Source organism: Sutterella sp. (genome assembly GCF_030539355.1).
Lineage (GTDB): Bacteria > Pseudomonadota > Gammaproteobacteria > Burkholderiales > Burkholderiaceae_F > Sutterella.
In genome coordinates this window covers 1-26070 of sequence record NZ_JAUNSF010000031.1, presented here as the reverse complement: position 1 = coordinate 26070, position 26070 = coordinate 1, and the positions used below count along the sequence as shown (strand labels likewise).

12 protein-coding genes are annotated in these 26070 nt (G+C 66.9%); 1 reads left to right on the top strand and 11 read right to left on the bottom strand.

Annotation, left to right across the window (positions count from 1 at the left end):
* Positions 1-414: 414 nt before the first annotated feature.
* Positions 415-2655 carry a vWA domain-containing protein gene (locus tag Q4F91_RS06430; RefSeq protein WP_303335934.1) on the bottom strand — a complete coding sequence of 747 codons (2241 nt, stop codon included), beginning with the start codon at positions 2653-2655 and terminating at the stop codon, positions 415-417.
* A gap of 24 nt (positions 2656-2679) precedes the next feature.
* Positions 2680-3798, bottom strand: coding sequence for an AAA family ATPase (locus Q4F91_RS06425; protein ID WP_303335933.1), 1119 nt, complete (start codon positions 3796-3798; stop codon positions 2680-2682).
* Between the two features lie 824 nt (positions 3799-4622).
* On the opposite strand from Q4F91_RS06425, the gene Q4F91_RS06420 reads away from it, so the two are divergent.
* Positions 4623-5897 (top strand): Zn-dependent hydrolase, encoded by a 1275-nt coding sequence (locus Q4F91_RS06420; RefSeq protein ID WP_303335930.1) that lies wholly within the window; start codon positions 4623-4625, stop codon positions 5895-5897.
* Between the two features lie 337 nt (positions 5898-6234).
* Here the strand turns inward: Q4F91_RS06420 and Q4F91_RS06415 are convergent, their stop codons facing one another.
* From Q4F91_RS06415 to Q4F91_RS06375, 9 genes are all read right to left on the bottom strand, one after another.
* The gene (locus Q4F91_RS06415) at positions 6235-7509 is read right to left on the bottom strand and encodes a DnaJ C-terminal domain-containing protein (protein WP_303335928.1); all 1275 of its coding nucleotides are present in this window, start codon (positions 7507-7509) and stop codon (positions 6235-6237) included.
* Between the two features lie 77 nt (positions 7510-7586).
* On the bottom strand, positions 7587-8498 hold the full coding sequence (locus Q4F91_RS06410) for a site-specific DNA-methyltransferase (protein ID WP_303335925.1): 912 nt from the start codon (positions 8496-8498) through the stop codon (positions 7587-7589).
* 23 nt (positions 8499-8521) lie between these two features.
* Positions 8522-12043 carry a hypothetical protein gene (locus Q4F91_RS06405; RefSeq protein WP_303335922.1) on the bottom strand — a complete coding sequence of 1174 codons (3522 nt, stop codon included), beginning with the start codon at positions 12041-12043 and terminating at the stop codon, positions 8522-8524.
* Positions 12044-12117: 74 nt separating this feature from the next.
* Positions 12118-15753 carry an autotransporter outer membrane beta-barrel domain-containing protein gene (locus Q4F91_RS06400; protein ID WP_303335919.1) on the bottom strand — a complete coding sequence of 1212 codons (3636 nt, stop codon included), beginning with the start codon at positions 15751-15753 and terminating at the stop codon, positions 12118-12120.
* Positions 15754-15928: 175 nt separating this feature from the next.
* Positions 15929-19594 carry an autotransporter outer membrane beta-barrel domain-containing protein gene (locus Q4F91_RS06395; RefSeq protein ID WP_303335916.1) on the bottom strand — a complete coding sequence of 1222 codons (3666 nt, stop codon included), beginning with the start codon at positions 19592-19594 and terminating at the stop codon, positions 15929-15931.
* A gap of 156 nt (positions 19595-19750) precedes the next feature.
* On the bottom strand, positions 19751-20392 hold the full coding sequence (locus tag Q4F91_RS06390) for a hypothetical protein (protein WP_303335913.1): 642 nt from the start codon (positions 20390-20392) through the stop codon (positions 19751-19753).
* Between the two features lie 32 nt (positions 20393-20424).
* On the bottom strand, positions 20425-21270 hold the full coding sequence (locus Q4F91_RS06385; protein ID WP_303335910.1) for a hypothetical protein: 846 nt from the start codon (positions 21268-21270) through the stop codon (positions 20425-20427).
* A 49-nt stretch (positions 21271-21319) separates the two neighbouring features.
* Positions 21320-21961: a hypothetical protein gene (locus Q4F91_RS06380; RefSeq protein WP_303335907.1), complete on the bottom strand. Its 642-nt coding sequence runs from the start codon at positions 21959-21961 to the stop codon at positions 21320-21322.
* Between the two features lie 157 nt (positions 21962-22118).
* Positions 22119-25913, bottom strand: coding sequence for an autotransporter outer membrane beta-barrel domain-containing protein (locus tag Q4F91_RS06375; RefSeq protein WP_303335904.1), 3795 nt, complete (start codon positions 25911-25913; stop codon positions 22119-22121).
* Positions 25914-26070 lie beyond the last annotated feature (157 nt).

Genomic DNA, 26070 nt, shown 5'->3' with positions numbered 1-26070 from the left:
GCGCGACCGGGACGGAGGAGGTCGGGAGGAATCTTGATGTTGGGAGGTGGAATGGCCATGGCGGTGCTTTGGTGAAGAAGTGAAGAGGTGAAGGAAGGGGGTTTGCGGCTGAGGGCCGGTGTGTTCGGGTGGAAGGAAAGTTCGGGTGAAAGGGTTGAAGAAAAAAGGAAAAAACGGGGGTGTTCAACAAGCAAGCGGGTGAGGCGCCGTCACTCCCGCCGCGCCGTGACCCGCCGGGCCCTGAGGTGCGGGAGGGAATGGCAGCCTCGTGCGAAAAGGGGCGGACCCGGCGGGACCGCCCCTTCTCACATCAAACGACAGGGTGTCTGCCGCGGGGAGAGGATTCCCCGCGGGAGACGGTTTCATCGTCAGGGCACTCAGGTAGCCGGCCCTGAGACCTTGGAAAGCTCAGGGTCAGCGGCCGAAGGCGCCCTTCGCGCGCCACGCGCGCAGGATTGAGATCACCGCCTGCGGGATCTCGTCCGCGCTGTCGACCGAGCGCGTCTCGTCGCCGAACCCGGCGCCGTCCTCGCCCTCGATGAAGAGGGGCGAGGCGCGGTCGCGCAGGATCACCGTCGCGGTCTCGATGCCGGCGTCCTTCAGAAGAGCGATTTCGCCCGCGAAGAGATGCCGGTCGAAGATGCCGTCGGTGAGGACGATGAGGAGCTTGTGAGGCTCCTCGCGCATCAGCAGCGTCTCGAACGCCCAGAGGAGCGCCGTCGACACCGGCGTCGGCCCGCGGCTCGCGAAGTCACGGAGCAGCGCCCGGGTCTTCGCGGCCGGGTCGTTCCAGTCGGAGACGAGGAACGGCCGGTCGCCGTGGAGGTCCGGGAAGACCGCCGTGCGGCAGCGGATCCCCGGGGTGCGCTTGAACGCTTCCTCGAGGCGCGCCGCGGCGCACCGGACGACCGCGCCCGGCATGATGCCGAGCGACCCCGAGAGGTCAACGAGGAGCTGGCACGCGCACTCGCGGCGGATCTCCCGGCCTTCCGCGAGGAAGATCCGGTCGTCGCCCGTGAGCGCGCGGTCAATCAGCGCATCGTCGAAGTCGAAGCCGCTCGTCGCTCCGGACGTCATCGCGGGGAGATTCCTCCTCATGACGTCGGCGAAGCTGAAGGCGATCGCGCTCGACTTCTCCCAGACGCGGTCGAAGGCCCTGCGGGCCTCCTCCACGGCCTCTGCGCTGCAGCCGCGCGGAAGCATGCTGCCCTTCTTTGCGGTGCCCTTCGCGGCGTTCTTAGCCGCCTCGAAGGTCTCGCCCCGGGTCTCCTCGACCTCGTCCACGGGGACGAAGGTGCCGAGGTTCTGCCCGATCAGGGTCTGCAGCTCCGCCATGGCGAGCGAGCGGTCAAACTCGCTCTCCATGTGCTCCCAGTCGTTGTCCTCCGCGAGCTCGATGATCGCGGGGTGGAAGGGGTTCTCGCCCCCCTCCTCGCCCGCAATCCGCACCTGCGCGGACTTGCCCGAGCCTGCCGCCGCCTCGAAGAGCGAGAGCTGGACGCCCTCGCCCCCGGGACTGCGCCGGTCGTTCCGTCGGTCGGAGGGCTTCGATCGGGACCTGCGTCCGTCACTTTCCCCGCCTTCCTCGGAAGAGCCCTGCTGCGATTCCCCGGAGTCGCCGTCCTGGCCGCAAGCCTCGGACATGGCGGCCCCCGCGAGATTCATCGCGGCCTCGGCCTCGCCCGCCTGCCACGCGTCGATCGCGGACTGCTCGAGCTTCGCCGCATGGCGGAAGAGCTCGAAGAACTCGCGCGCGAGCGTGACCGCGTCGTCGGTGTCCTTCAACGGATACCTCGACTTCGCGAGACCGAGCGCCTCGTCGAGGAACTCCTCGCCGAACACTTCGCGCGCGGCGGCCCGGGTCGCTTCGAGCACCCCTTCGGGGAGCTTGAGCTTCAGGTACTCACGGGTGAGCTCCGCATGGAGCCACCCGCAGAACACCTCCGCGGGACGCTGGCGCGCCGAGACGGCGAGCGAGCAGTGACCGGTCGAGACGAGCATCGCGATCAGCGCCTCGCGCCAGAGCGCGTAGCCCTTGCACTCGACGATGCCGCGCATGTCGACGCGGATGTCCTCGATCAGGTTCGTCAGCGTGCGCATCCGGTTCTCGACGGCCCGCAGGGCCGCGAACTCCGTGTGCAGCACGTGGCTGCGCTCGTGCACGCCGTGCCCGAAGATGTAGACGGGCGCGGCGGGGTGCGAGAGGTCGATGGGCCCGAGCCAGATCACACGGCCGTCGGTGGACGCGGACTTCGTGAAGCTCACGCGGATCCCGTCCCTGCGGCAGAGCGCGGGGAGCGCGAGGAGCGCGGAGATGCGGGCGGACTGCGCCGCCTCGTCCCCGGAGAGCCCCAGGAGCTCGGCCGTGTGCCTCAGGAGCGGTTCCGCGGCGCCCCAGAGGCGGTCGCGGTCCCTCAGACCGATCAGGCGGTTGAGGTACTTGTCCACGCGGCTCGAGGCGTGCCTCGACACGAGCCCGGTCTCGGACCGGGCCTTCGCGTCGAGCCGCTCGATGTCTTCCATCAGCGCCTTTTCCGCGAGGGAGCGGGGCGCGCCGAAGCGGGCCCGGACCCAGGAGGGCATCGGGATGCTCTCCTGGACCGCTTCGCTCCCCGGGAAGGCGCCACGTGCCGCAAGAGACTTCTTGTCAGTCATGGCATGTTCTCCTTCCCCTCAGGATCAGAAGCTGACGGCGGTCGGTTCCTCGACCTCCTCCTCGTCGGCGCACCAGGCCGAGGCCCGGGCCGGCGCGGAGGGATGGCACTCGAGCCACGCCCGGTGCATCTCAGTGAGACGCTCGCCGAAGAGCGTCTTGAGATACGTGACGAGCGCGTCCCTCACGGGACGGTCAAGGGCGTTGCCGACGGCGGCGTCCGCGATCCACGCGAGCGGATCGGGAACCTCCGGGGTGGCGCCCGTGACGTGGCTGAGCGACATCGTCGTCATGCGGCTCAGAGCCCGGTGGGAGAGCGCGATCGTGCGGGAGCGGAAGCCGAGCGTGTCGGACTTCGAGCTCTCGCGGGTCGCCGCTCCCGCCTGTGCCATGAAGGAGGCGATCTCGTTGACGACGAGGTCGCCGGCTGCCCCGCGCAGGGCCCGGGGGACGGCGTTCGCGAGAACGCTCGCCTCCTCGGTCTCGGTGAGGCCCTCCATGCGGATGTGCCACATGCGGTCGATGACCGAACGGTCCTGCATCTGGCGGCCGAGATAACCGGAGTCAGTCTCGGTCGCGTGGCCGCGGCAGTTGTCGGTGAAGACGATGCGCGCCATCGGGTGGCGCGGGATCACCTCTCCCGTCTGATCGTTCTCGAGGGCGAGCCCTTCGAGGAGATCGTTTGCCGAGACCCACGTTTCCGCAGGAGCCGCGGAAGACTCGTTGACGATGAAGAGCCATCCGTGACGCCAGGCGAGCGTCGCGGGACCGTCAACCCAGACCATCCCGTCCTTGCCGAGCACCCAGCGGCCGATCAGCTCGCGGCGGCCCATGCGGGGCCGCGCCGTGAAGCACACGACGGGCACCGAGAGCCGCGCGCAGAACTGCAGCACCGTGCTCGTCTTGCCGGACCCGGCGGGGCCGGAGATGAGCAGGGGCTCGCGACCGCCGAGATTCCACCAGGCGACCAGGTCGCGGTAGACGTCGGCGGGGAAGTAATGGTTGGGATTCAGTTCCGGGATGCGTCGGACGGCATCTTCGGAGAGCTGCTTCCTGTCGTAGCCCACGGTCGCCGGAGCGCCCAGCAGGTGGGGGCCGAATCGGACGGCGGGGACGGACCTCATGCGATAGTCAAGTGCGTTCATTCTGTTTGTCCCCTTCAGAAATGAGAGACCCCCGAGTGCGTGACGCACTCGGCAGCGCAGAACGGACGCTTCTCTTCGAAAGCGACCAGGTCCGACCCGGGGCGAAACGCCCGCGGGGGCTGATTTACAACGATGCGAATTTTGGCCGGAGCCCTTGCACCGCATCTGACAAGGCTTGTTTGAAGCCCCTTCATCATGCCTGACGTTCGGGATAAATGCAAGTCGCTGAAAATTAAGAAAACCTGCAGGTTTTCTTAATTTCGCCCGGCCGGGTGACGCGCATCATTCCGAAATCTCGCCTTCACTGCTACTTCCACCTGATCTTCGACGGGTTTTTGTGACGATTCTTGGTGTCACTGTCCGCATGGAAGGGCTGCGATCTGCAGTTTCTTAAATTTCCTAATTCAAAGTGCAACACATCCGGTCGCACACAACTCTTGATCTTGATCAAAAGCGGCTGGTGACCGGATCTCCGATATCGCTTCCGGAGGACAGTCCGGACGTTCCGGGAGTCTCCCGTGAGCGACCACGTGGGCGCTGCGGCGGGCTTCGCGGCGACACCGCCGCCCAGTGACACCTGAAAATCCGGTTTCCGAATTGCTTCTGCGTTGATGCTCCACAGATATCCACGGGCGCTGCAAGGGACACGCGAATTTTTCACGCCTTTTTCGCTCACCTGCACCTTTAAATTTCCGTACAATGGAACCCGTTTCCGATATTCGGAAACAACGAACGCCCGGCGTCCCGGTGCCTAAACTTGAAAGAGGCCGCATCCGCGGCATCCAGAGACCGGAGAGACCAGACCCCGAAGGAGAGAAACAGAGATGACCACCGAGACCCTCATGCGCGACGGCGCGAAGGAATTCGCGCGCAAAACCTTTGACGACATCCGCGAGTTCTCGCGCGACCACGTGATCGGCGTGAGCCGCCAGGGCTACGGCCCGAAGGAAAACATGGTCCACGACTACGTCCGCCGCTGGGCGGACTCGCTCGGGCTCGAAGTGAAGGTGGACCGCTGCGGCAACATGTTCGTGACGCTCGCCGGAGAGGACCGGACGCTTCCCTGCTACATGACGGGCTCCCACGGCGACAGCGTCCCGCAGGGCGGCCACTACGACGGGCTCGCGGGCGTCGTGGCCGGCATGACCGCCATCCAGTGGATGCACGACATCGGGTTCAAACCGAAGCGCGACGTGACGCTCGTCGTCTTCCGCATGGAGGAGAGCAGCTGGTTCGGCAAGGCCTATGTGGGATCGCTCGCGATGACGGGCCAGCTCACCCGCGAGGACCTCGCCTTGAAACACCGGTCGAAGGACCAGACGCTCGCCGAGGCCGTCCGCGAGGCGGGCTTCGACCCCGAGGACATGGTTCGCACCGAGCCCTCGATTGATCTCAAACGCATCGCCGCCTTCACGGAGCTCCACATCGAGCAGGGCCCGACGCTCGATTCAGATGAAAAGCACCGCGTCGGCATCGTCACCGGCATCCGCGGCAACTTCCGCCACAAGCGGTGCGTCTGCACCGGCGTCACCGCCCACTCGGGCGCGGTGGACCGCCAGTACCGCCACGACGCCGTGATGGCGATGGCCTCGATGCTTCACCGCATGGAAGAGCACTGGGCCGAGTGGCTCGTGCGCGGCGAGGACCTGGTCTTCACCGTCGGCGTCTTCAACACGGCTCCGTCCGCGGCGATCGCGATCATCCCGGGCGAGGTGAGCTTCTCGGTCGACATCCGCTCGCTTTCCGAGGACACGCTGAAGCGCTTCCACAGGCTGCTTGAGTCCGAGTGCTCGGTGGCGGCCGATGACCGGGGCGTGAAGTTCGACTTCGACCGTCTGCTCGTCTGCGAGCCGGCGAAGCTCGACAAGAACCTTGTCACGCACCTGATGACCTCGGCCGAAAAGGCCGGTATCCCGGCGCGCTACATCCCGAGCGGCGCGGGCCATGACTCGGCGGTGCTCGCCAACCTCGGCGTCCCCGCGAGCATGATCTTCGTCGCCAACCAGGACGGCTCGCACAACCCGCATGAAAAGATGAAGCTCGAGGACTTCATGCTCGGCGCCGAGGTGCTCTTCACCGCCATCCGCGATTTCGACTGAGGAGAAGAGAAGAACATCGAACAGGTTTTCGGTCCGGACGCCCAAGGGGAATTTTGAGGCCTCCGCGGCGGGCGGGCCGGGAAAGCGGGGAGAAGCCGCCTGAGGACTTGCCGAGGAACGTTGGGTTCCGGCGACCGGTGCTTTCCGAGTACCGGCACCGGTCCGGGCCCGTGGGAGACGGCCCTCGGAAAGAAATGTGCGGTTTCTCCCCCTCTGAGGGGGAACACCGCGGCGATTGGGAACGCCGCGGCATTCCATCGACTTACGGCCGGAACGACTCGACACGTTCCGGCCGCTTTTTTTCCTTTCAGGCGTGACGGATGCCGACGGTCATCGATTAACCCAGGAGCCAGCACAGAACCAGGCCGACGACCACCAGGGCGAGGACAATCCTCAGAATCTTCCATATCCGTTGCCATATCGGCTGCCAGAGGCCGCCCGACGGTTCGCCGCCATTCCCCCGGAGTGAACCTTCCTTTTTCCGAGCCTGACCGACTCCCGCTGCGGGGGCAAGCACCGTCTCCGGACCGGGGACGGCCGCCAGCTTCGGTTCCGCAGGGGGATCCGCGGCCCTGTCGATCACGTGCACCGTCACGACGAGGTCGCCCATGAGCCCGCCGCTTCGGCCGGGGTGCCCGCCGCCGTGGTACCTGAACGCTGCGCCGTCCTTCACGCCGGCAGGGATCTGCAGCGTGTAAGACGCGGTCCCGTCCGCCTGCCCGACCTGTAACTCAAGGGACGTGCCGCGCTGCGCGGCCTCCCTCGGGATGAAGACATGCCGCCGGATGTCATGCCCGTCGACGGCCGTTCTCAGGAAAAAGACATGGACGAAGAGATCGCCGCGGGTGCCGGCCTCGGGACGGCTCTGGTCATAGAGGGGCGGCCCCTCACCGGGGAACTGCAGGATCTGGCGGTTCCTGCTCACGCCGCGGAAGCGGAGCGTCTTCTCCCAGCCGAGGATGGAGACCGTCATCGTGCCGCCCGCCATCGCCTCCGGCCGCCGGATGACGACATTTGTGTGAAGCCCGCTTCCGTCGAGCCGGCAGTCGGCGCTGCTCTGATCGATGAAGACCATGATGCGCACGTCGCCCGCGGGATCGAGCGCCGCCCTGCCCGGCCGGCAGTTCGAAGGATCCGCGGAGGGGACGCCGTCGGTCTCGATCCTCGCGCGGAGCGTCTGGCCGTCCCTGAGTCCCGGCGGCAGATCGAGCTCGACCAGGTTGAAAGCTTCAGGCCGGCGGTTCCGGGACCTGAGCGGCACGACGCGCGTTGCGCCGGTGGGAATTTCGGTGAGATCGATCACCGTCGAGCCTTCCCAGTGCACGGCACGCTTCAGAGTATCCTCGCCGGCGGCATCCGTGGCCGCAGGCTCCTCCGTGCCATCGTCCTCCCCGGGGACCGGCATGAAGCGGAGATCGTCGCCCTTCAGGTATTTCCCCGCGAGCCTGATGTAGACGAGATCGAGCGCCTTGAGTTTGCGCCGGGCCTCCTCCGAGCCGCCGGAGAGTTCCGCTCTGTACTGCCGCGAGAGCCTCTGGTAGGCCTCCTGGATTTCCTCGAGCTTCGAGGCACTGGAAACGCCCAGTTCGGCATAGGGGTCCAAGTCAGACATAAGGAGCAAGGCGGTGAATCAATCGGAACCGAAGAATAATGCCTCGCTTCCGAGGGGGCGGGCGGCTCCGGCCGTCCTCAGCTGCCCTCGAAGAGCGAGGGCACGGCCTCCATCGTCTCCATGCAGGCGGCGGCTCTTCGCTCCGCCATGCGCCGGTACTCCGGATTGAGCTCGATGCCGTAGAACTTCCTCCCGTGCTTCAGGGCAACCACCGCCGTGGTCCCCGATCCCATGAACGGGGCCATCACGATGTCGCCCGCCCGGCTCGTCGCGAGGATGCAGGGCTCGATCAGGCGCTCCGGAAAGACGGCGAAGTGCGCCTCGCGGAACTTCGAGAGCGGCACGGACCAGACAGTCCGCTTGTTCCTCCCCTTCGGGTTGAAGGCGTGCGTCCAGTCGCCCGTGTGGAGATTCGAGTTCCCCGCGTTCTTCCCCGCCTCCGGCGTGCGGTTCTCGACAAAGTGCCGGCGGCCACCCTTCATCCTCGACTCCGGGGAGAAGGTGACGTGGGGCTCGCGGATCGCGTCGGCGTCGTAGTAGTAGCTCGAGGATTTCGTGAAGAAGAAAAGATACTCGTGATCGACCGTCAGGCGGTCCTTCACCGACGAGGGCATCGCGTTGGGCTTCTGCCAGATCACGTCGTTCCTGAGGATCCAGCCGGCGTCAATGAGCCTGAGCGCGAGCCTCCTGGGGAGGCCCTGCAGCGCCTTCCCGATGTAGACGTCGCCCATGTTGAGCCAGAGCGCGCCGTCGTCGGCGACCTTGGGGAGGAGCTTCGTGAAGAGAAGCGCGAGCCGGTCGAGGTAGGCCGTGACGCTCTCCTCGCGGCCGATCTCCCCGGCCTCCCCGGCCGCTCCCTCGGAGTAGCGGCGGAGCCCGTAGTAGGGCGGGCTCGTGACGATCATCTGCACCGACCGCTCCGGCATCTCGTCGACGAGATGCAGAGCGTCGCCGCAGTCGATCACGTTCTCAAGATCCTTCGCTTTCAACTCTCCTCCCCCGGCTTTTCCCGTCAGAACTGCCAGCGGAGCTCGGCTCCGCCCGTCACCGCCGCGCCGTCGCCGTGGGTCATCTCGCCCTCGAGCCTGACGGCCGCGGTGAAGCCCTTCTCATTGGCGAGCTCCAGCCCGCCCCCGATGATCCAGCGATTCCTGTCATTCCAGTCGACGCGCTGGCTGAAGGTGCCGTTCATGCCGGCGATCCCGGCCCTGAACTCACCCGCGTCCTGGAGCAGTTCGCGCTCGTAGGCGGCGTTCGCCGTCCACTTCCAGGAGAAGCCCGTGAAAGCCGACTCAATCGGAGCCGTCTCGGCAGCCACACCGACCTGAGCCCTGAGCGAGCGGTACCAGGCGTCATCGATCCCGAGGCCGCCGAACTTGTCCTCGGTCTTCGAGGGCGTGCGGAGCACCGTGCCGATCAGACCGACTGCCGGACGAACCGAAAGCACGTCCTCGACCTCAAGCCTCGGACCGATCCTGCCGGCGAGCGAGGCCGAGAGGCGCGTGCCCTTCACTTCCTGCGACGACCCGATCACGGTCTGACAGCGCTCGGTCTTCACGTTCGCGAGACCGATGCGGCCCGAAAGATCGAACCACCACTTCTCCCCGCCGTCAAAGGCCTTTGCCCCCGAGGCACCGAGCCACAGCCCCTGTCCGCGGGTCTTCGCATGAAGATTGTTCGATTCGGAGAAGTAAGCCGCTGCCATCTGCCAGCCGATCTCCTGACCCGGTTCGGTCACCGTCACGCCGCCCGCGAGGCCGGCGGCCTTCGTTCTGGAGTGCGATCCGGCAGTGTTGTCGGCAAGACGCCCGCCGAAGGGCTGCGCCCAGACGTGGCGGCCCGAGACAGCCGGGTTCGCCGGAGCCCGGGAGAGCGTGCGGTCAAGCAGCCGCTCCACGGCAAACTCAGCCCTGACGGCGGACAAATGCGCGTCACCCGTGAGGTCGCCCATCACGGCGGCACCGGCCTCCGCGTCTGAGTAGTCGATCGCAGCGACGAGCGTCTGCGCATTTGCATCCGTTGCATTCCCTGCGTTCGCGTCGAACATCGCGGCGACAGCCCTCTGCCCGGACGTGGCCGAGGAGCCCAGCAGGTTCGAGTAGGCGTTCGCACGGCGCGAGACCGTGCCGGTGAGCGAGCCGCCCGACTCAGTGCCCGAGACGGTGAGCGTCCGCGAGACGCCGTTCATGGTTTCGTCGTCGGCGAAGGACACGGCCGCTGCAGCCGCCGAAGTCGCGGTCGTGGCGGCGAAGTTGTCGGTCGCAACCGTGATCTCGGTCCCGTCGGCCCAGTACCCCGCCTCGGGGACGAGCTCGACCGCGAGCGTACCGGAGGTCGTGCCGGAGACGGTGAGCTGCGTCGTTTCCCCGGCCGCGTTCACGCCGAGCACCAGCGTGCCGGACTCACCCTGGGCGTAGTCCCCGGTGATCGTCACGAGGCCGGTCGTCGAAGCGGACCAGAGCTCTCCGTTGTTCACGAACGCGCCCTGCACGAAGTCCTCGTCGGAGACGCGGGCATACACGTCCTCGCTCTCCTTCGCCGTGAGCGTCCAGGTGCCCTCGCCCATCGCGGCTGCGCCTTCCTGCACGACGGCTCCGAGCACCGAGAAGGTGCCGCTGAGGCTCGAGGTGCCTGCGGCGAACGTCACCCGCAGGCCGTCCGCGCCCGTGATGTTCCCGGAGTACGTGAAGTCAAAGTCCTCGGAGTCGCCGAGGACGAGGTTCGTCGTGATGTCGGGGATCTCGTCGCCGTCGAGTGCGATCCACGTCGCAACCCGGTACTCACTCTCGTCGCCGATGTTCGCCCGCGCCACGAGACACGGCACTGAATCCACGGTCCTGATTTCTGACTGCGCATTCCAGAGCGAGACGATGTCGCCCGTGACCGAGGCGCCGGAGAGAATGTTGATCGTCGCGACGTGGGCGTTGCCGGCGATGTAGATCGCATATCCGTCCGGAGCCGAGAGCGTGCCGGCGACATTGACCTCGTCCATGAGCGCGCCGTCGAGTGCGCTCGGCAGATCGGGGATGCCGCGCCAGAGCGAATCCTCGCCGTCGTAATAGCCGTACAGATAGGAGCCGCGGTACTCGGTCGTGTTGCCTTGGGCGTTGCCGCCGAAGTCAAAGGCGAGCGCCTTGCCGCCGGTGCCCGCGGCCGAGACGGTTGCGCCGGCCTCAATCGAGAGCGTGTGGCCGCGGCCGTAGGTGAAGGCGACGCCGGTGCCGTTCGTGCCGTTTGCCGTGACGGTCGTTCCCGAGGCAATGGTGACGGAATTCATCTCGCCGTCGACGCGCACGCCGAAGCTCTCCGCGCCGTCAGCGAGCTGGTCCGCGGCGACGGTGACGGTGTTGAGGCTGCCGTAGACATGAACGCCCACGGCGTACGACTGCGTCGAGGGCGACGAGGTCCAGGCATAGTTCTCGCGCGCCGTGAAGGCCTGCGTGATCGTTGTCTCGGTTCCGCTCGCGTAGATGGATGTGCCGAAGAAGCGCTTGCGGTCGAACGTGTAGCCGAGGTCCTGGAGCATGGCGAGCTCGACCTCGAGCGGAACCTGCCAGTTCCGCCAGTCCTGGTGACTCATGAGGGAATTCTGGAGCTCGATGTGGCTCAGATTGATCGTTTCGCCTTCCACGCCCAGCACAGGCAGGCCGCCCGTCACGGAGTTCGTGAGGGTCGCCTCGGCGAGCGAGTACGTTCCGTCGGCGTTTTCCACGACGGCGCTCACGTCCGGGAGGAAGATCACGGTGCCCTCGCCGATCACCTCGGTGACGTTCTCGCCCGTGAACTTCACGCCGCTCACGATGGAGTTGTCCGAGAGCACGTAGAAGACCGACGCGTCGTGCTCCGCACTGATGTCCGCCTGCGAGCGGGTCTCGATGTACGAGGCGTCCCCGGCCGACGTGCCGTAGAGATCGACGAGATGAAGCGAATAGACGGTCGTTGCCTCAGGGGCGAGCACGGTCCGGCCTTCCTCGTCCGTCGCGGTCCAGACGAACATGCCGAGCTCGTGCAGAAATTCGTGGAGCACCACGGCGCTCAGATTGAAGCCGAGGCTCTCGGCCGGAAGCGGGTTCAGGGAGAGCACCTCGCTCTCGCGCCACGACGACGCACTGTAGAGCCAGAGGTACGTGTAGAGATCGCTGCTGCACGGCCCCGTGCCGCGGATGCAGGCGGAAAGCGCCGTCTCGCCCGTGGATTGAATGATGTCGGGCTGAGCACCGGCATTGTCATAGACGAAGTCGATCGGCAGGACCGTGATCACGGGCACCTGCGCGACGGGCCCGAGCACGTCGCTCCAGTGGAGCACTGCGTCCCGGATCGCCTGGAGCTCAAGCGCGGTCAGGTCACGAAGCGTGTAGGCCGGGAAGAAGTTTTCGCGCTCGTTGTCGGCCTGGTCCGCGACGGCAAGCCGCGCCCAGACCGAGCCGTCGACCCCGTACACGTCAATGTAAGTGTAGGCGGGGGCGGCCGACGGCAGAGCAAGCGCCAGAGCGAGCGCGAGAGGTGCGAGGCTGAATTTCCGGGCCGTGGACATGTGAGGCGCTCCTGCTGTTTACGTAGAATCAGGCCTCATTCTCGCCCATCGGCCCGGAATATGTCATCGGAACATCAGAAACGCCACCGGAGTTCCGCCCCGCCGGTGACCGCCGCGCCGTCGCCGTGCGTCATCTCGCCCTCGAGCCGGAGAGCGGCCGTGAAGCCCTGTTCGTTCGCGAGCTCAAGCCCGCCGCCCAGGATCCAGCGGTTCCTGTCGTTCCAGTCAACCCTCTGCGAGAAGCTGCCCGTCATGCCGGCGATCCCCGCCGTGAACTCGCCCGCGTCGGAGAGGAGCTCGCGCTCGTAGCCGGCGTTCGCCGTCCACTTCCACGAGAAGCCCGTCACGGCTGAGGAGATCGGCGCGGTCTCGGCCGAGACATGAACTAAAGCGCGCAGCGACCGGTACCAGGCGTCATCGATCTCAAGGCCGCCCATCCGGTCCTCGGTCTTGGACGGGGTCCTGAGAACAGTGCCGGTGAGGCCCACGGCCGGACGCACGGAAAGCACGTCCGCGACCTCGAGCCTCGGACCGACCCTGCCGGCGAGCGTGGCCGAGATCCGCGTGCCCTTCACCTCCTGCGAGGATCCGATCACGGTCTGCAGGCGCTCGGTTTTCACGTTCGCGACACCAACGCGGCCCGAGAGATCGAACCACCACTTCTGCTCTCCGTCAAAGGCTTTTGCCCCGGAGGCACCGAGCCACAGCCCCTCCCCGCGGGTCTTCGCGCGGAGGTTGTTCGATTCCGAGAAGTACGCGGCCGCCACCTGCCAGCCGATCTCCTGCCCGGGTTCCGTGACGGTCACGCCCCCGGCGACGCCGGCGGCCTTGGTGCGGGAGTGCGCGCCTGCGGTGTTGTCGGCGAGCCTGCCGCCGAAGGGCTGCGCCCAGATGTGACGGCCGGTGACGGCCTGATTCGCCGGCGTGCGCGCGAGCGTGCGGTCGACGAGGCGCTCCACGGCGAACTGCGCGCGGACGGCGGACAAGTGCGCGTCGCCCCGGAGGTCGCCGATCATGCCCGCGATCGTCCCGGTGTCGGGCGTGAAGTCAATCGCGGCGACGAGGGCCTGCGCGTTCGCGCTGGTCACCGTCTCGGCACTGGCGTCGAGGATCGAGGCGATCTGCCATTCGGAGGACGGGGCCGAGGGGTTGCCCGCCGCGAGGGCCTTGGTGTAGGCGTTCTCAATGCGGGCGGCGGTCAGGGTCGAGCCGTCCGAGGCCGGCGTGAAGTCGAGTGTCACCGAGATCGCATCAAGGAGCTCCGTGTCCGTGATGAACGACTGCGACGTGAAGACGTCGGTCGAGATCCCCGTGTCGCTGTCCTGAATGACGACGCCGGAGGCCTCGGAGGCAGTCATCACCGTGCCGGACTTGAAGTAACTCTCCTCGGGGAGGAACTGCAGCGTGAGCGTCTCGGCGGAGGAGGCGGCGAGGAGCGTCGCCGCTGACGCTTCGGAGCCCGATTCCGTTTCCGTCTCGGTGTCCGAGTCATTCGGGGTCATCGCGTCGCCCGTGACCCTGAGGGGATTGATCGTTCCGGTGCTGCGGAGGCCCACGACCAGCGTCGACCCCGCGGCCTGCACGTAGTCGCCGTTGATCGTCACCTCGCCCGTCGCGCCGGTCGAATAAAGCGTTCCGTAGTTGACGAACATGCCCTGGCGGAACTTCGCGTCGGAGACGCGGGCCTGCGCGTCGCTCTCATTTTCGGCGGCCGCGGTGAGGATGTACGTGCCAGGCCCCATGACCGTCGCCCCGTTTTCCAGCACCACGCCGAGCACCGCAGCCGTGCCGGAGTACGTGGTCGAGCTGCCTTCGGCGAAGCTGAGGCGGATGCCGTTCGCGCCCGTGATGTTCCCGTCGTAGCTCACCGACCCGAGGACGAGGCTCGTCGTGATGTCGGGGATGGTGTCGCCCGAGAGCGTGATCCGGGCCTCGACGTCATACTCGTCGCCTAAGTTCACCTGCGCGACGAGCGTCCTCGCCGAGTCCGTGGTCTCGATCGTCGAGAGGGCGTTCCACTCGCTGACGATGTCCCCGGTGATCGAGGCCCCGGAGAGGATGTTGATCGTCTGAACGTGCGCGTTCTTCGAGATGTAAATCGCCTGGCCCAGCGGCGCGGAGACGGTGCCCGCGACATTGACCTCGCTCATCAGCGCCCCGCTCAGGGCGGAGACGGTGCCGCTCTCGCCCGTGTTGCTCCAGGCGAGCGTGGAGAGGCTCCGCCGCGCCTGAATATAGGAGCCGCGGTACTCCATGGTGTTGCCGAGAATGTTGTCGCCGAAGTCAAAGACCAGCGCCTTGCCGCCCGTGCCCGCGGCCGAGACGGTCGAGCCGGACGAGAGCGTAAGCGTGTGCCCGCGGCCGTACGTGAAGGCGATGCCGGTGCCGTTCGTGCCGTTCGCGGACACCGTGACGTCGTCGGCCACGGTGACCGCGTTCCTCACGCCGTCGACGCGCACGCCGAAGCTCTCCGCGCCGTCAGCGAGCTGGTCCGCGGCGACGGTCACGGTGTTGAAGCTGCCGTAGACGTGAACGCCGATCGCGCTCGACTGCGTCGAGGGGGCGTCGGTCCAGGCGTAGTTCTCGCGCGCCGTGAAGGCCTGCGTGATCGTCGTCGCCGTTTCGTTGCCGTAGACCGAGGTGCCGAAGAAGCGCTTGCGGTCAAAGGTGTAGCCGATGTCCTGGAGCACGGCGAGCTCGGCCTCCATGGCCGTCTGCCAGTTTCTCCATCTCTGGTGACTCATGAGAGAGTTCTGGAGCTCGAGGTGACTGAGCTCGGGGGTGTTGCCCTCGAGGCCGTTCACCGGGATGCCGCCCGTGACCGAATTGAGGTTCGTCGCCGCGGTGAGCGTGCCGGTGGACGAGTCAATGAGACTGGTGTCCGGGTAGTAGACGGCGGTGTCCTTCCCGATCACCTCCTCCACATTGGTGCCCGCGAACTTGACGCCGCTCACGCCGGCGGAGCGCACCGCGGTCTTCGATTCAAGGATGTAGAAGACCGTGCGGTCGCGGGTCGTGCTCCCGACCGCGCTGACGTCGAGCGCCTGGATGTGGTCGGCCTCGGTGAGCCGCGTGCCGTAGACGTCGGTGAGCAGTGTCGCGAAGGTTGACGGCGTCGCGAGTCTCCAGAGCCCGTCCGCCGACTGCTGCGTGTAGACCATCATGCCGAGCGCGTGCATCATCTCATGGAACGCGACCGAGCTCATCGCAAAGCCGATGCCGTTGTGCGTGAGCGGATTCAGGTCGCCCACCGCCGCCGGCATGAACGAAGGAAGCACGTAGTAGAGGAGGTAGGAGATGTTCTCGTCGACCTGGTAGCCGGTGGTGCAGCCTTCGGTCCCGAGAACGCAGGCCTGCAGGTTCGTCTGGCCGGTCCCGGGGACGAGGTTCGAGCCGGCGGCGGCGTTGATGTTCACCTGGGTGACCGGAAGCACCAGAATGGTCGGCACCTGCGCCACGGGCCCGAGGATGTCGCTCCAGAACGAGATGGCGTTCCTCGTCACCTGGAGCTCCTGGTCGGTGAGCGCCCGCATCGTCTGGCCCGGCAGGAATTTCTCGCGCGCGTTGTCGTCCTGGTCCGCAACGGCGAGCCGCGCCCAGACCGAGCCGTCGACGCCCTGGACGTCGATCCAGGTGTAGGCGGGCGAGGCCGCCGGGAATGCAAGGGAAAGCGCCAGCGCGAGCGGCGCGAGGGAATGTTTCGAGAGCATGAGGGAGTTGAACCTGTGAGAGGGAAAGAAGGATTCAGGCGGCAATTGTCGCACCGGCGAGGACGGCGTGCGGCACGGAAGAGCGTGCCGGATAAGCGACAGGCCGGGTCTCAGGAAAGAGGAAACCCGGCCCGTCTGTGGTTTACATGGAATCAGCGGCTCGTAAGCGGAGACGTCAGAACCTCCACCTCAGCTCCGCCCCGCCCGTGACGGCCGCGCCGTCGCCGTGGGTCATTTCGCCCTCAAGCCTGAGAGCAGCCGTGAAGCCCTTCTCGTTGGCGAGCTCGAGGCCGCCGCCGATCAGCCAGCGGTTGCGGTCGTTCCAGTCGACCCTCTGAGAGAAGGATCCGGTCATGCCGGCGATGCCGGCGGTGAACTCCCCGGCGTCCTGCAGAAGCTCGCGCTCGTAGCCCGCGTTCGCGGTCCACTTCCACGAGAAGCCCGTGACGGCCGAACTGATCGGGGCGGTCTCGGCCGAGACGCCTATCTGCGCACGCAAGGAGCGGTACCAGGCGTCGTCGATCGCGAGACCGCCGACCTTGTCCTCCGTCTTGGACGGGGTCCTGAGAACGGTGCCCGTGAGGCCGACGGCCGGACGCACGGAAAGCACGTCGGCGAGTTCAAGCCTCGGGCCGATCCTGCCGGCGAGCGTGGCCGAGATCCTCGTGCCCTCGACTTCCTGGGAGGATCCGAGCACGGTCTGCAGGCGCTCGGTCTTGACATTCGCGAGACCGATGCGGCCCGACAAGTCGAACCACCACTTCTCCCCGCCGGCAAAGGCATTCGCCAGCGAGGCGCCGAGCCACAGCCCCTCCCCGCGGGTCTTCGCGTGAAGGTTGTTGCTTTCCGAGAAGTAAGCCGCAGCGACCTGCCAGCCGATCTCCTGCCCGGGTTCCGTAACCGTGACGCCGCCCGCCACGCCGGCGGCCTTCGTTCTCGAATGGGCGCCCGCAGTGTTGTCCGCGAGCCTTCCGCCGAAGGGCTGCGCCCAGATGTGGCGGCCAGTGACGGCTTCATTGGCCGGCGTGCGCGCGAGCGTGCGGTCGACGAGGCGCTCCACGGCGAACTGAGCCCGCACGGCGGAGAGATGCGCATCGCCCCGGAGGTCGCCGATCATGCCCGCGATGGTTTCAGTGTCAGGCGTGAAGTCGATGGCGGCGACGAGGGCCTGCGCGTTCGCGCTTGTCACCGTCTCGGCGTTCGCGTCAAGGATCGCGGCGAGCGACTGTTCCGTACCGGAAGCGGACGGATTGCCTTCGGCGAGCGCCTTCGTGTAGGCGTTCTCAATGCGGGTTGTGGTGAGAGTCGAGCCGTCCGAGGCGGGGGCAAAGTCGAGCGTGACCGAGATCGAGTCAAGCAGGGTCGTGTCCGTGATGAACGACTGAGACGTGAAGACGTCGGTCGAGATCCCGGTGTCGCTGTCCTGAACGACAACGCCGGAGGCCTCGGAGGCAGTCATCACCGTGCCGGACTTGAAGTAACTCTCCTCGGGGAGGAACTGCAGCGTGAGCGTCTCGGCGGAGGAGGCGGCGAGGAGCGTCGCCGCTGACGCTTCGGAGCCCGATTCCGTTTCCGTCTCGGTGTCCGAGTCGTTCGAGGTCATGGCGTCGCCCGTGACCTTGAGGGGATTGATCACGCCGGTGCTCCTGAGGCCCACGACAAGCGCCGAACCCGCGGCCTGCACGTAATCGCCCTGAATCGTCACGTTCCCCGTCGCGCCGCTCGACCAGAGGGTTCCGTAGTTCACGAACATCCCCTGGCGGAACTTCGCGTCGGAGACGCGGGCCCGGGCATCCGAGTCGGAATCGGGCGCCGCGGTGAGAATGTACGTGCCCGGGCCCTTCACCGTCGCCCCGTTTTCGAGCACGACGCCGAGCACGGCCGCCGTGCCCGAGTACGTGGTCGAACTGCCCTCCTTGAAGGTGAGGCGGATGCCGTTCGCGCCCGTGATGTTCCCGTCGTAGCTGAGCGAGGAGCTCCCGAAGACGAGGTTCGTCGTGAGGTCGGGGATCGTGTCGCCCGAGAGGGTGATCCGGGCCTGAACGTCGTAACCGGTGCCGAGGTTGACCTGGGCGACGAGGGTCTTCGCCGAGTCCGTGGTCTCGATCGTAGAGAGCGCATTCCACTCGGAGACGATGTCCCCGGTGACCGCGGCGCCCTCGAGGAGGCTGATCGTCTTCACGTGCGCGTTGGGCGAGATGTAGACCGCCTGGCCCTGGGGCGCCGAGACGGTGCCCGCAATGTTCACCGCGGTCATGAGTTCGGCGGTGAAGGCCGTCAGGACCCCGGCGTCCCCGGTGTTCGTCCACACGCCGGTGTCCTCGTTCATCGTCGCGCGGATGTAGGAGCCGCGATACTCGACGCCGTTGCCGACGCAGTTGTCGCCGAAGTCAAAGACGAGCGCCTTGCCGCCCGTGCCCGAGGCCGAGACGGTCGAGCCCGACTCAAGGGTCAGCGTGTGCTCGCGGCCGTAGGTGAAGGCGATGCCGGTGCCGTTCGTGCCGTCGGCCGTCACCTTGAAGCCCCCGGCCAGTGTGACCGCGTTCCGCAGGCCGTCAACGCGCACGCCGAAGCTTTCCGCGCCGTCAGCGAGCTGGTCCGCGGCGATCGTCACGGTGTTGCCGCTGCCATACACATGAACGCCCACCGCGCTCTCCTGGGTGGAGGGAGCGTCGGTCCAGGCGTAGTTCTCGCGGGCCGTGAAGGCCTGCGTGATCGTCGTCTCGGTCGAGCTCGCATAGATCGAGGTGCCGAAGAAGCGCTTGCGGTCGAACGTGTAGCCGAGATCCTGGAAGAGCGCGAGCTCGGCCTCCATAGGGACCTGCCAGTTCCGCCAGGCCTGGTGACTCAGAAGAGAGTTCTGGAGCTCAAGATGGCTGAGCTCGAGGCCCCTGTTCTCCTCGTAGCCGTTCACGGGAACGCCGCCCGTGACCGAGTTGGTCTCCGAGGCTTCGACAAGATCGTTCGTCGTCGGGTCGATCAGGTTGGTCTCGGCGAAGTAGATCGCCGTGCCGTCGCCGATCACTTCGCTCACGTTCACGCCCGTGAACTTGACGCCGCTCGCGCGGCGGCTTCTCAGCGTGTCGGCCTGCGTGAGGACATAGAAGACCTTGCCGGAACCGGAGTCGGACGAGGTGCTCCCGACCTTCGAGATGTCAAGGATTTCGATGTGGTCGGCCTCCGCGAGGCTCGTTTCGTAGACGTCAGCGAGGCCTTTCGCGAAGCGCGTCGTCATGCCCGAGGCAAGCGTCCACTGGCCGTCGCCTGATGACACGGCATACGTGGCGAGGCCGAGCGCATGCGCGACCTCGTGGAAGGCGACGCCGGTCATGGGGAAGCCGATGCCGGCGTGGGAGAGCGGGTTGAGGTCACCGAGCGACGCCGTGAGGAGATCCGGCATCACCCAGAAATAGATCTGGGTGCCGTCCTGGGCGCTGTAGATGCCGCTCTCGCAGCCAACGGTCCCGAGGACGCACGCCTGCAGCCTCGTCACGTCCGTCCCGGACACGACGGCGGACACGGCGGCCGCGTTCTGGATCACCTCCGAATCCGGCACGATCACGATCTCGGGCACCGTCGCGACGGGGCCGAGGATGTCGCTCCAGCGGAGGACGGCGTTTCTGATCACCTGGAGCTCCAGGTCGGTGAGCGACCGCAGCGTGCTTCCTTCGCTCAGGTTGTAGCGCAGATTGTCCGCCTGGTCCGCGACGGCAAGCCGCGCCCAGACCGAGCCGTCGACGCCGTTGACGTCAATGTACGTGAACGCGGGCGCGGCCGCGGGGAAGGCGAGCGTCACCGCAAGGGCGAGCGGGACGAGTGAGAACTTGTGAGAGGGAGTCATCTGGGGAAAAGCCCTGAGAGGGATGAGGGAAAAGGATGTTGTTCGAGATTGTAGCACCGGCCGCAGTCCGTCGCAGTCCGCCGGACTCTCGGGAATGCGGCGGGCCGGGCTCCCCGAAGGAAACCCGGCCCGTCACTCAGTCAGGGAGAAGAGGCCTCAGAAGAAATCCGCGTCCGTGTTCGCCCTCGGTCTGCGCCTCGGCGCGGGCTCGTCGCGGAAGAACTCGTCGTCGGGCTGCTTCGGCAGCGCGGGACGGTAGCGGCTGATCAGATCGCGCGAGCGGTCGAGCGCGAGCGCAGAGCCGTCAAGCCTGAAGCGTGTGTAATGGTTGCGCACGCCCGTGTTGATCTGCACGCGCAGGACGCTTCCCGTGCGGAGTTCCTCGACGAAGCGCCCGGAGAGCTCCTCGCCGAGACTCAGGTGGAGCATCCTGTCGACGATGCGGGCGGTCCCGGTCGTGCGGAAGACGGTGCCGCGGTCCGTGCGCAGCGCCACGTCGTAGCGGCCGAGCTCCCGGTTGAACGCGTGCACGTTCTCGACGAGAAGAACCGAGAAGTTCTCCGTGTCGTGCCAGTCGATCGAGATGTGGGTCCTGCGGTCCTCGCTCCACGCGCCGGCGCGTCCGGAGATCTCGTTGGTGCGCGAGCGCATGAGCCCGCTCCACCACGTGCCGTGGTGCCGCTGCTCGAACACGTCGCCCGTCTCGGCGTAGGCGCTGCCGGCGGGAAGCCCGAGCAGGGCCGCGAAGGAGAGCGCGCCCGTGATCAGGCCGCGCCTCGTGAGCATTGACTGCGTCATGTGTCAGTTTCCTCTCAGGAAGATTTGAAGCGTCACTTCGCCGGGCACACCAGCCTGAGCGCCATGTCCTCGATCGACCAGCTGCGGGGGAAGTCCCACTCGCGCTCGTCCTTTCCGGCGGGCGTCGAGGTCACGCGCCCCCGGGCGAAGTGATCCGTGGTCTCGTAGTGGCCGAGCGTGCGGAAGGCGTTGTAGTGGCAGTCGATCTGCAGGAGCGAGACCTCGGAGCGGAGCTCGCCCGCCTCGTCGAGAGAGCCGCGCAGTGACGAGGTCGTGAGACGCCAGACGCGGTCGAGCGCCCCGGGATCCGCGCCGATGCAGTGCAGCTCCGTGTCGCCGTCGTCGAGGCAGGCCCAGCCGTCGTGGAAGAAGAACTTCTCGTCCTCGCGCACCCAGGCGCTCACCATGTCATGGCCGAGAAGCCTCTCGCGAAGTCCGGCCGCGGCCGCGTCGCGCGCGTTGTTGGGCACGAGCACCTTCGGGATGACCGCGGGCGGCGCGGGCGGCGTCTTCTCCGCGCCCGAGCGCGTCGCCTCGACGCCGGAGGGCGGCATTCCGCCGTAGCGGGCGGCTCCCTTGCGCTGTCGCACGCAGGTGAACTGGATCTTCGCGCCCACGTTGCGGCCGTCAAAGTACTTCATCTCGTCGATGACGCGCACGATCCTGCCGTGCTCCTCGCAGTACGACCTCGCCCAGCCCTCGACGATGTTGAACTGCTTGTCCGGGGTGCTCCGGATGCCCCAGCGGTCGCTCTGGAAGATGAAGGATCCGTCCGAGAGCTTCGACGGTTCGGGCCGCTGCGGCGCCGCGGATACCGCCGTCGCGGCCGCGCAGAGAAGCGTGAGGGCGGTGACGGCTGAGGTGAGAGAGCGTTTCATGGCTGGCCTGGGAAAGGTGAGAGGTGAAAGAGAGAGAGAAACTGATGCGTCAGAAATATTCCACGTCGGGCGACGGGCTGCGCGGCTTGCCGCCCCGTCCACGGGGGAAGTAATCCTCGTCCCCGCCCGTTCCGCCCCGGCGGTAGCGGCCGATGAGATCCTTCGCGTGGTTCAGGGCCGCCGTGGCTCCCGCGAGCGGGAAGCGGTCGTAAAGCTCGTCGTCGCCCACGATGAGATGCACGCGCAGCGTGCGGCCCGCCCGCAGTTCCGAGAGAAACCGCCAGTCGAGTCCGGCGCCGAAGTTCACAAAGGCGAATTCACCGTCCTGGGAGAATTCCGCTGTGACCCGGAAGATCTGACCGCGGTCGATGCGCAGCTCCGCCCTGAATGTCCCGAGGCCGCGGTTTACCCGGGGAGTGTCCGGAGGAAGGTCCAGAATCAGCGAAGCTCTGTAGGTGTCCGGCGAAAGGAAGTCAATGACGAAGAAATCGTCCGACGCGCTGCTGAGGACGGAGGCACGGGCGAGAACCTGATCCGATCCGCGATGAACGAGCAGAGCGCTCGTCCAGGCGCCGTGCCGCCGCTCCTCGAACTTTTCTCCGACGGCTGCAATCGCTGGAAAGGCAGTGAGCGCGAGGAACGCGCCGGCGAACCCGAGCGCGGCGCGCCGGCTTATGGAGGACAAGGACATCAACAGGTGCTCTCAGGGACAAGTGTCTGACAATTCTAGACGCAGAAGAGAATTGCTTCAAGGGGACACTTCAAATAAAGCGAAGGGCCGGGCTCCCCGATGAAGAGAACCCGGCCCGTCCGATCTTCCTGAACGACTCTGTTGAGAGTCGCAGGCGTCAGAACCTCCAGCGCAGCTCCGCCCCGCCCGTGACGGCCGCGCCGTCGCCGTGGGTGAGCTCGGTCTCGACTCTCAGCGCCGCCGTGAAGCCCTGTTCGTTCGCGAGTTCAAGCCCGCCGCCCACGATCCAGCGGTTCCTGTCATTCCAGTCGACGCGCTGACTGAAGGAGCCCGTCATGCCGGCGATGCCGGCCTTGAACTCGCCCGCGTCCTGGAGCAGTTCGCGTTCATAGCCGGCGTTCGCCGTCCACTTCCACGAGAAGCCGGTCACGGCCGAACTGATCGGAGCCGTCTCGGCCGAAACGCCGATCTGCGCCCTGAGCGAGCGGTACCAGGCGTCGTCGATCTCGAGGCCGCCCACCTTGTCCTCGGTCTTGGACGGGGTGCGAAGAACGGTGCCGGTGAGGCCCACCGCAGGACGAACCGAGAGCACGTCCGCCAGTTCAAGCCTCGGGCCCACCTTGCCGGCGAGCGTGGCCGAGATCCGCGTGCCCTCCGCCTCCTGCGAGGAGCCGATCGCGGTCTGGACGCGCTCGGTCTTCACGTTCGCGAGACCGAGGCGGCCCGACAAGTCGAACCACCAGGTGTCGGCCGGGTCGATTGAACTGGCGAGCGAGCCCCCAAGCCACAGGCCCTGGCCCCTGGTCTTCGCCTTCAGATTGTTCGATTCGGAGAAGTACGCCGCGGCCATCTGCCAGCCGATCTCCTGACCGGCTGAAGCAAGGGTCACGCCGCCCGCGAGGCCGGCGGCCTTGGTGCGGGAGTGTGCGCCGGCCGTATTGTCGGCAAGACGTCCGCCGAAGGGCTGCGCCCAGACGTGGCGGCCGGTGACGGCCGCATCGGCCGGACGGCGCGCGAGCGTGCGGTCGACGAGGCGCTCCACCGCAAACTGAGCACGGACGGCGGACATGTGCGCGTCGCCCGTGAGCTCGCCGAGCTGCGCGGCCGCCCTTCCGGTGTCCTGCGCGAAGTCAAGACTCGCAATGAGGGCCTGCGCGTTCGCGCCCGTGGCCGTGCCGGCGTTCGCGTCAAGGAGCGAGGCGATCGACGCGACCGTCGCGGACGAGAGCGCCGCGGAAGCGGCCGCCGCAGTGGCGGCGCTTGTCGTGCCGTCGGCGAGGTCCTCGCGGGCCGATGCGAGAAGCGCCGTGTAGGCACCGGCCTTTCTCGCTAGGGTCACCGAGCCGTCGCCGTTCTCGGTCATCGTCAGAGTCTTCGAGACCGTCTCGAAAACGGCCGTGTTCCAGGATGCGTTCACCGAGTCGCCGAGCGCGAGCTTCGTGGCGCCGGCCCCGTCGGTCGCGACGACCGCGTTCGCCGCGGGCGAGACCGTCGCCCCGTCGGCCCAGTAACCGGCGTCCGGGATGAGGCTCACGTTGAACTGAGAGGCCGCGGAGGCCGTGGAGATCCCGGAGTCGGCGGATCCGGCGGACCCGGCCGTGGATGAGGGGAGCAGCATCTCCCCCGTCACCGTGAGACCGGAGAGCGAGCCGTCGGTCTTCACGCCCGTGAGGATCGTGCCCGAGTCCTTCTGGATGTAGTTGCCGCTGATCGTGACGAGGCCCGTGGCGGCGGTGCTCCAGAGACTGCCGGAGTTCACGAGCGCGCCCTGCACGAAGCCCGAGTCGTCCGAGACGCGTGCGTACGTGGTTTCGTCCTTTGCCGTGAGGGTCCAGGTCGACTCGCCCGCGACGGTCGCCCCGGCTTTCACGACGGCGCCGAGCACCGAGAAACTGCCCGACATCACGCTCGTGCCGCTCCCGAAGGTGAGACGCAGGCCCGAGGCGCCGGAGATCGTGCCCGTGTAGCTGAAGAGGAATTCGTTCGCGGTGTCCTCGTCGGAGCCGAACACCATCTCGGTCGTGAGGTCGGGGACCTCGGTCTCGCTCGTGCACCAGGTGCGGGCCCGGATGTCGTAGCCGTCGCCCAGGTTCACCTGCGCCGAGAGGAGGTACTTCTGCTCGGTCTCGTTCCAGGTGAGGGTCGAGAGCGCGTTCCACTCGCTCACGATGTCGCCCGTGATCTCCGCGCCGTCGAGCACGTTGATGACCGAGACGAGGGCGTTGGGCGAGATGTAGATCGCCTTCCCCGAGGGCGCCGAGATCTTTCCGGAGATGTTCACCTCCTCCATCAGGGCGCCTGTGAGGGCCGTGGTCGTGGGATCCTCGCCGCTGTTCTTCCAGCTGTAGGTCCCGGTCTCCGAGTCCTGGGTGTAGTACGACTGGATGAAGGAGCCGCGGTACTCGGTGGTGGCACCGAGCGCGTTGCCGCCGAAGTCGAAGGCGAGGGCCTTGCCGCCGGTGCCCGCGGCCGAGACGGTCGCGTCCTCGGCGATCGTGAGTGTGTGGCCGTTGCCGTACGTGAAGGCGATGCCGGTGCCGTTCGTGCCGTCGGCCGAGACGGTGACGCCCGTCTGAACGGTCACGGTGTTCATCACGCCGTCGACGCGGATGCCGAAGCTCTCCGCGCCGTCGGCGAGCTGGTCGGCCTCGACCGAGATGCTGTTGAGCGACCCGTAGACATGAACGCCCACCGCGTAGGACTGGGTGGAGGGGGCGTCGGTCCAGGCGTAGTTCTCGCGCGCCGTGAAGGCCTGCGTGATCGTCTCGCTCGTCCCGCTCGCGTAGACCGAGGTGCCGAAATAGCGCTTGCGGTCAAACTCGTAGCCGATATCCTGCAGGACCGCGAGCTCGGCCTCCATAGGGGTAGCCCAGTTTCGCCAGCCCTGGTGACTCATCACGGAGTTCTGCAGTTCGAGGTGACTCAGCTCGGGCTTCATGACGCGGCTCAGATCGAGCTCCTGGCCGTTGACGGGGATGCCGCCCACGACGGAATTGAGGCGCGTGGCCGTGACGAGCTCCCAGGTCTCGCTCGTCTCCCCGCCCTCCGAGACCGCGGTCTTCTTCTCGACGATCGTCACGTCGGGGTAGTAGATCACCGTGTCCGAGCCGATCACCTCGGTGACGTTCTCCCCGACGAACTTGACGCCGCTCTTCGTGCCGATGCTCGTGCAGAAGGAGTTCGCGTCCGGCGCCGTCACCTCGGTCTCATAGGACGCCTCGAGGTCGTCGGGGGTCGTCCTGATCGGCATGCCGGTCGCGAGCGTCGTGCCGTAGACGTCGACCAGATGGCGCGAGTAGAGCGACGAGGCCGGATCGGCCTTCACCACGAAGGTGCCGTCCTCGGTCCCGGCGACGGTCTCGGCTCCCAGGCCCAGCGCGTGCCAGAGCTCGTGAATGAGCACGACCGACATGTTGAAGCCCCACTCGAGGCCGGCGAGCGGACTGAGCGAGCCCGTCACGGGGCGGGAGAGGTCGCTCAGCCTCCAGAGGACGATGCGCGTTCCGGGGCGCCCCGTCGCGTTGCCCGCGCGGCACTCGCCCTTGCCCTGGATGCAGGCGGCAAGCCACGTGTTGCCCGACTCGTCCGCGACGTCGGACTCGGCGGCCGCATTGTCAAGGAGCTGGTCCACGGGGAACACCGTGATGTCCGGCACCGAGACGGGGTTCCCGAGCATGTCGCTCATGTAGAGGACCGCGTCCCGGATGGCCGTCATCTCAAGATCCGTGACGCCGTTTCTCAGCGACTGCCCCGGGAAGAGCGTGTTGTCGACAACGTTGTCCGACGTGTCCGAGACGATGAGGTTCGCCCAGAGCGAGCCGTCCGCGCCGTAGACCGGAACGACGGTGTACGCCTGCGCGGCGGGGGAGAACGCCATGATCGCCGTCGAGAGCGCGGCGGAGACGGCGGTCACAAGCGCCGCCTTCCTGAATCCTTTCCTGACTGTCTTCATTTTTCTTCTGACTGAGAGCTGCGCGTCCCGGCCGGGGAAGTCGCCCGGGGGCCGGCGCGAGAGGGAAATGCATCAAAGCTGAGGGTGCCGCGGCCGGCTGAGTTTTTTTCCTGTCTTTGACAGCTTAAAGTCGAAAAAATTCTTATAGATCAGGTCG

Excerpts from the sequence above, each read along its gene's own strand:
- Q4F91_RS06385 (WP_303335910.1), bottom strand. The coding sequence starts at position 21,270 with ATGAAACGCTCTCTCACCTCAGCCGTCACCGCCCTCACGCTTCTCTGC.
- Q4F91_RS06425 (WP_303335933.1), bottom strand. The coding sequence starts at position 3,798 with ATGAACGCACTTGACTATCGCATGAGGTCCGTCCCCGCCGTCCGATTC.
- Q4F91_RS06430 (WP_303335934.1), bottom strand. The coding sequence starts at position 2,655 with ATGACTGACAAGAAGTCTCTTGCGGCACGTGGCGCCTTCCCGGGGAGC.
- Q4F91_RS06400 (WP_303335919.1), bottom strand. The coding sequence starts at position 15,753 with ATGCTCTCGAAACATTCCCTCGCGCCGCTCGCGCTGGCGCTTTCCCTT.
- Q4F91_RS06375 (WP_303335904.1), bottom strand. The coding sequence starts at position 25,913 with ATGAAGACAGTCAGGAAAGGATTCAGGAAGGCGGCGCTTGTGACCGCC.
- Q4F91_RS06415 (WP_303335928.1), bottom strand. The coding sequence starts at position 7,509 with ATGTCTGACTTGGACCCCTATGCCGAACTGGGCGTTTCCAGTGCCTCG.
- Q4F91_RS06395 (WP_303335916.1), bottom strand. The coding sequence starts at position 19,594 with ATGACTCCCTCTCACAAGTTCTCACTCGTCCCGCTCGCCCTTGCGGTG.
- Q4F91_RS06405 (WP_303335922.1), bottom strand. The coding sequence starts at position 12,043 with ATGTCCACGGCCCGGAAATTCAGCCTCGCACCTCTCGCGCTCGCTCTG.
- Q4F91_RS06420 (WP_303335930.1), top strand. The coding sequence starts at position 4,623 with ATGACCACCGAGACCCTCATGCGCGACGGCGCGAAGGAATTCGCGCGC.
- Q4F91_RS06380 (WP_303335907.1), bottom strand. The coding sequence starts at position 21,961 with ATGTCCTTGTCCTCCATAAGCCGGCGCGCCGCGCTCGGGTTCGCCGGC.
- Q4F91_RS06390 (WP_303335913.1), bottom strand. The coding sequence starts at position 20,392 with ATGACGCAGTCAATGCTCACGAGGCGCGGCCTGATCACGGGCGCGCTC.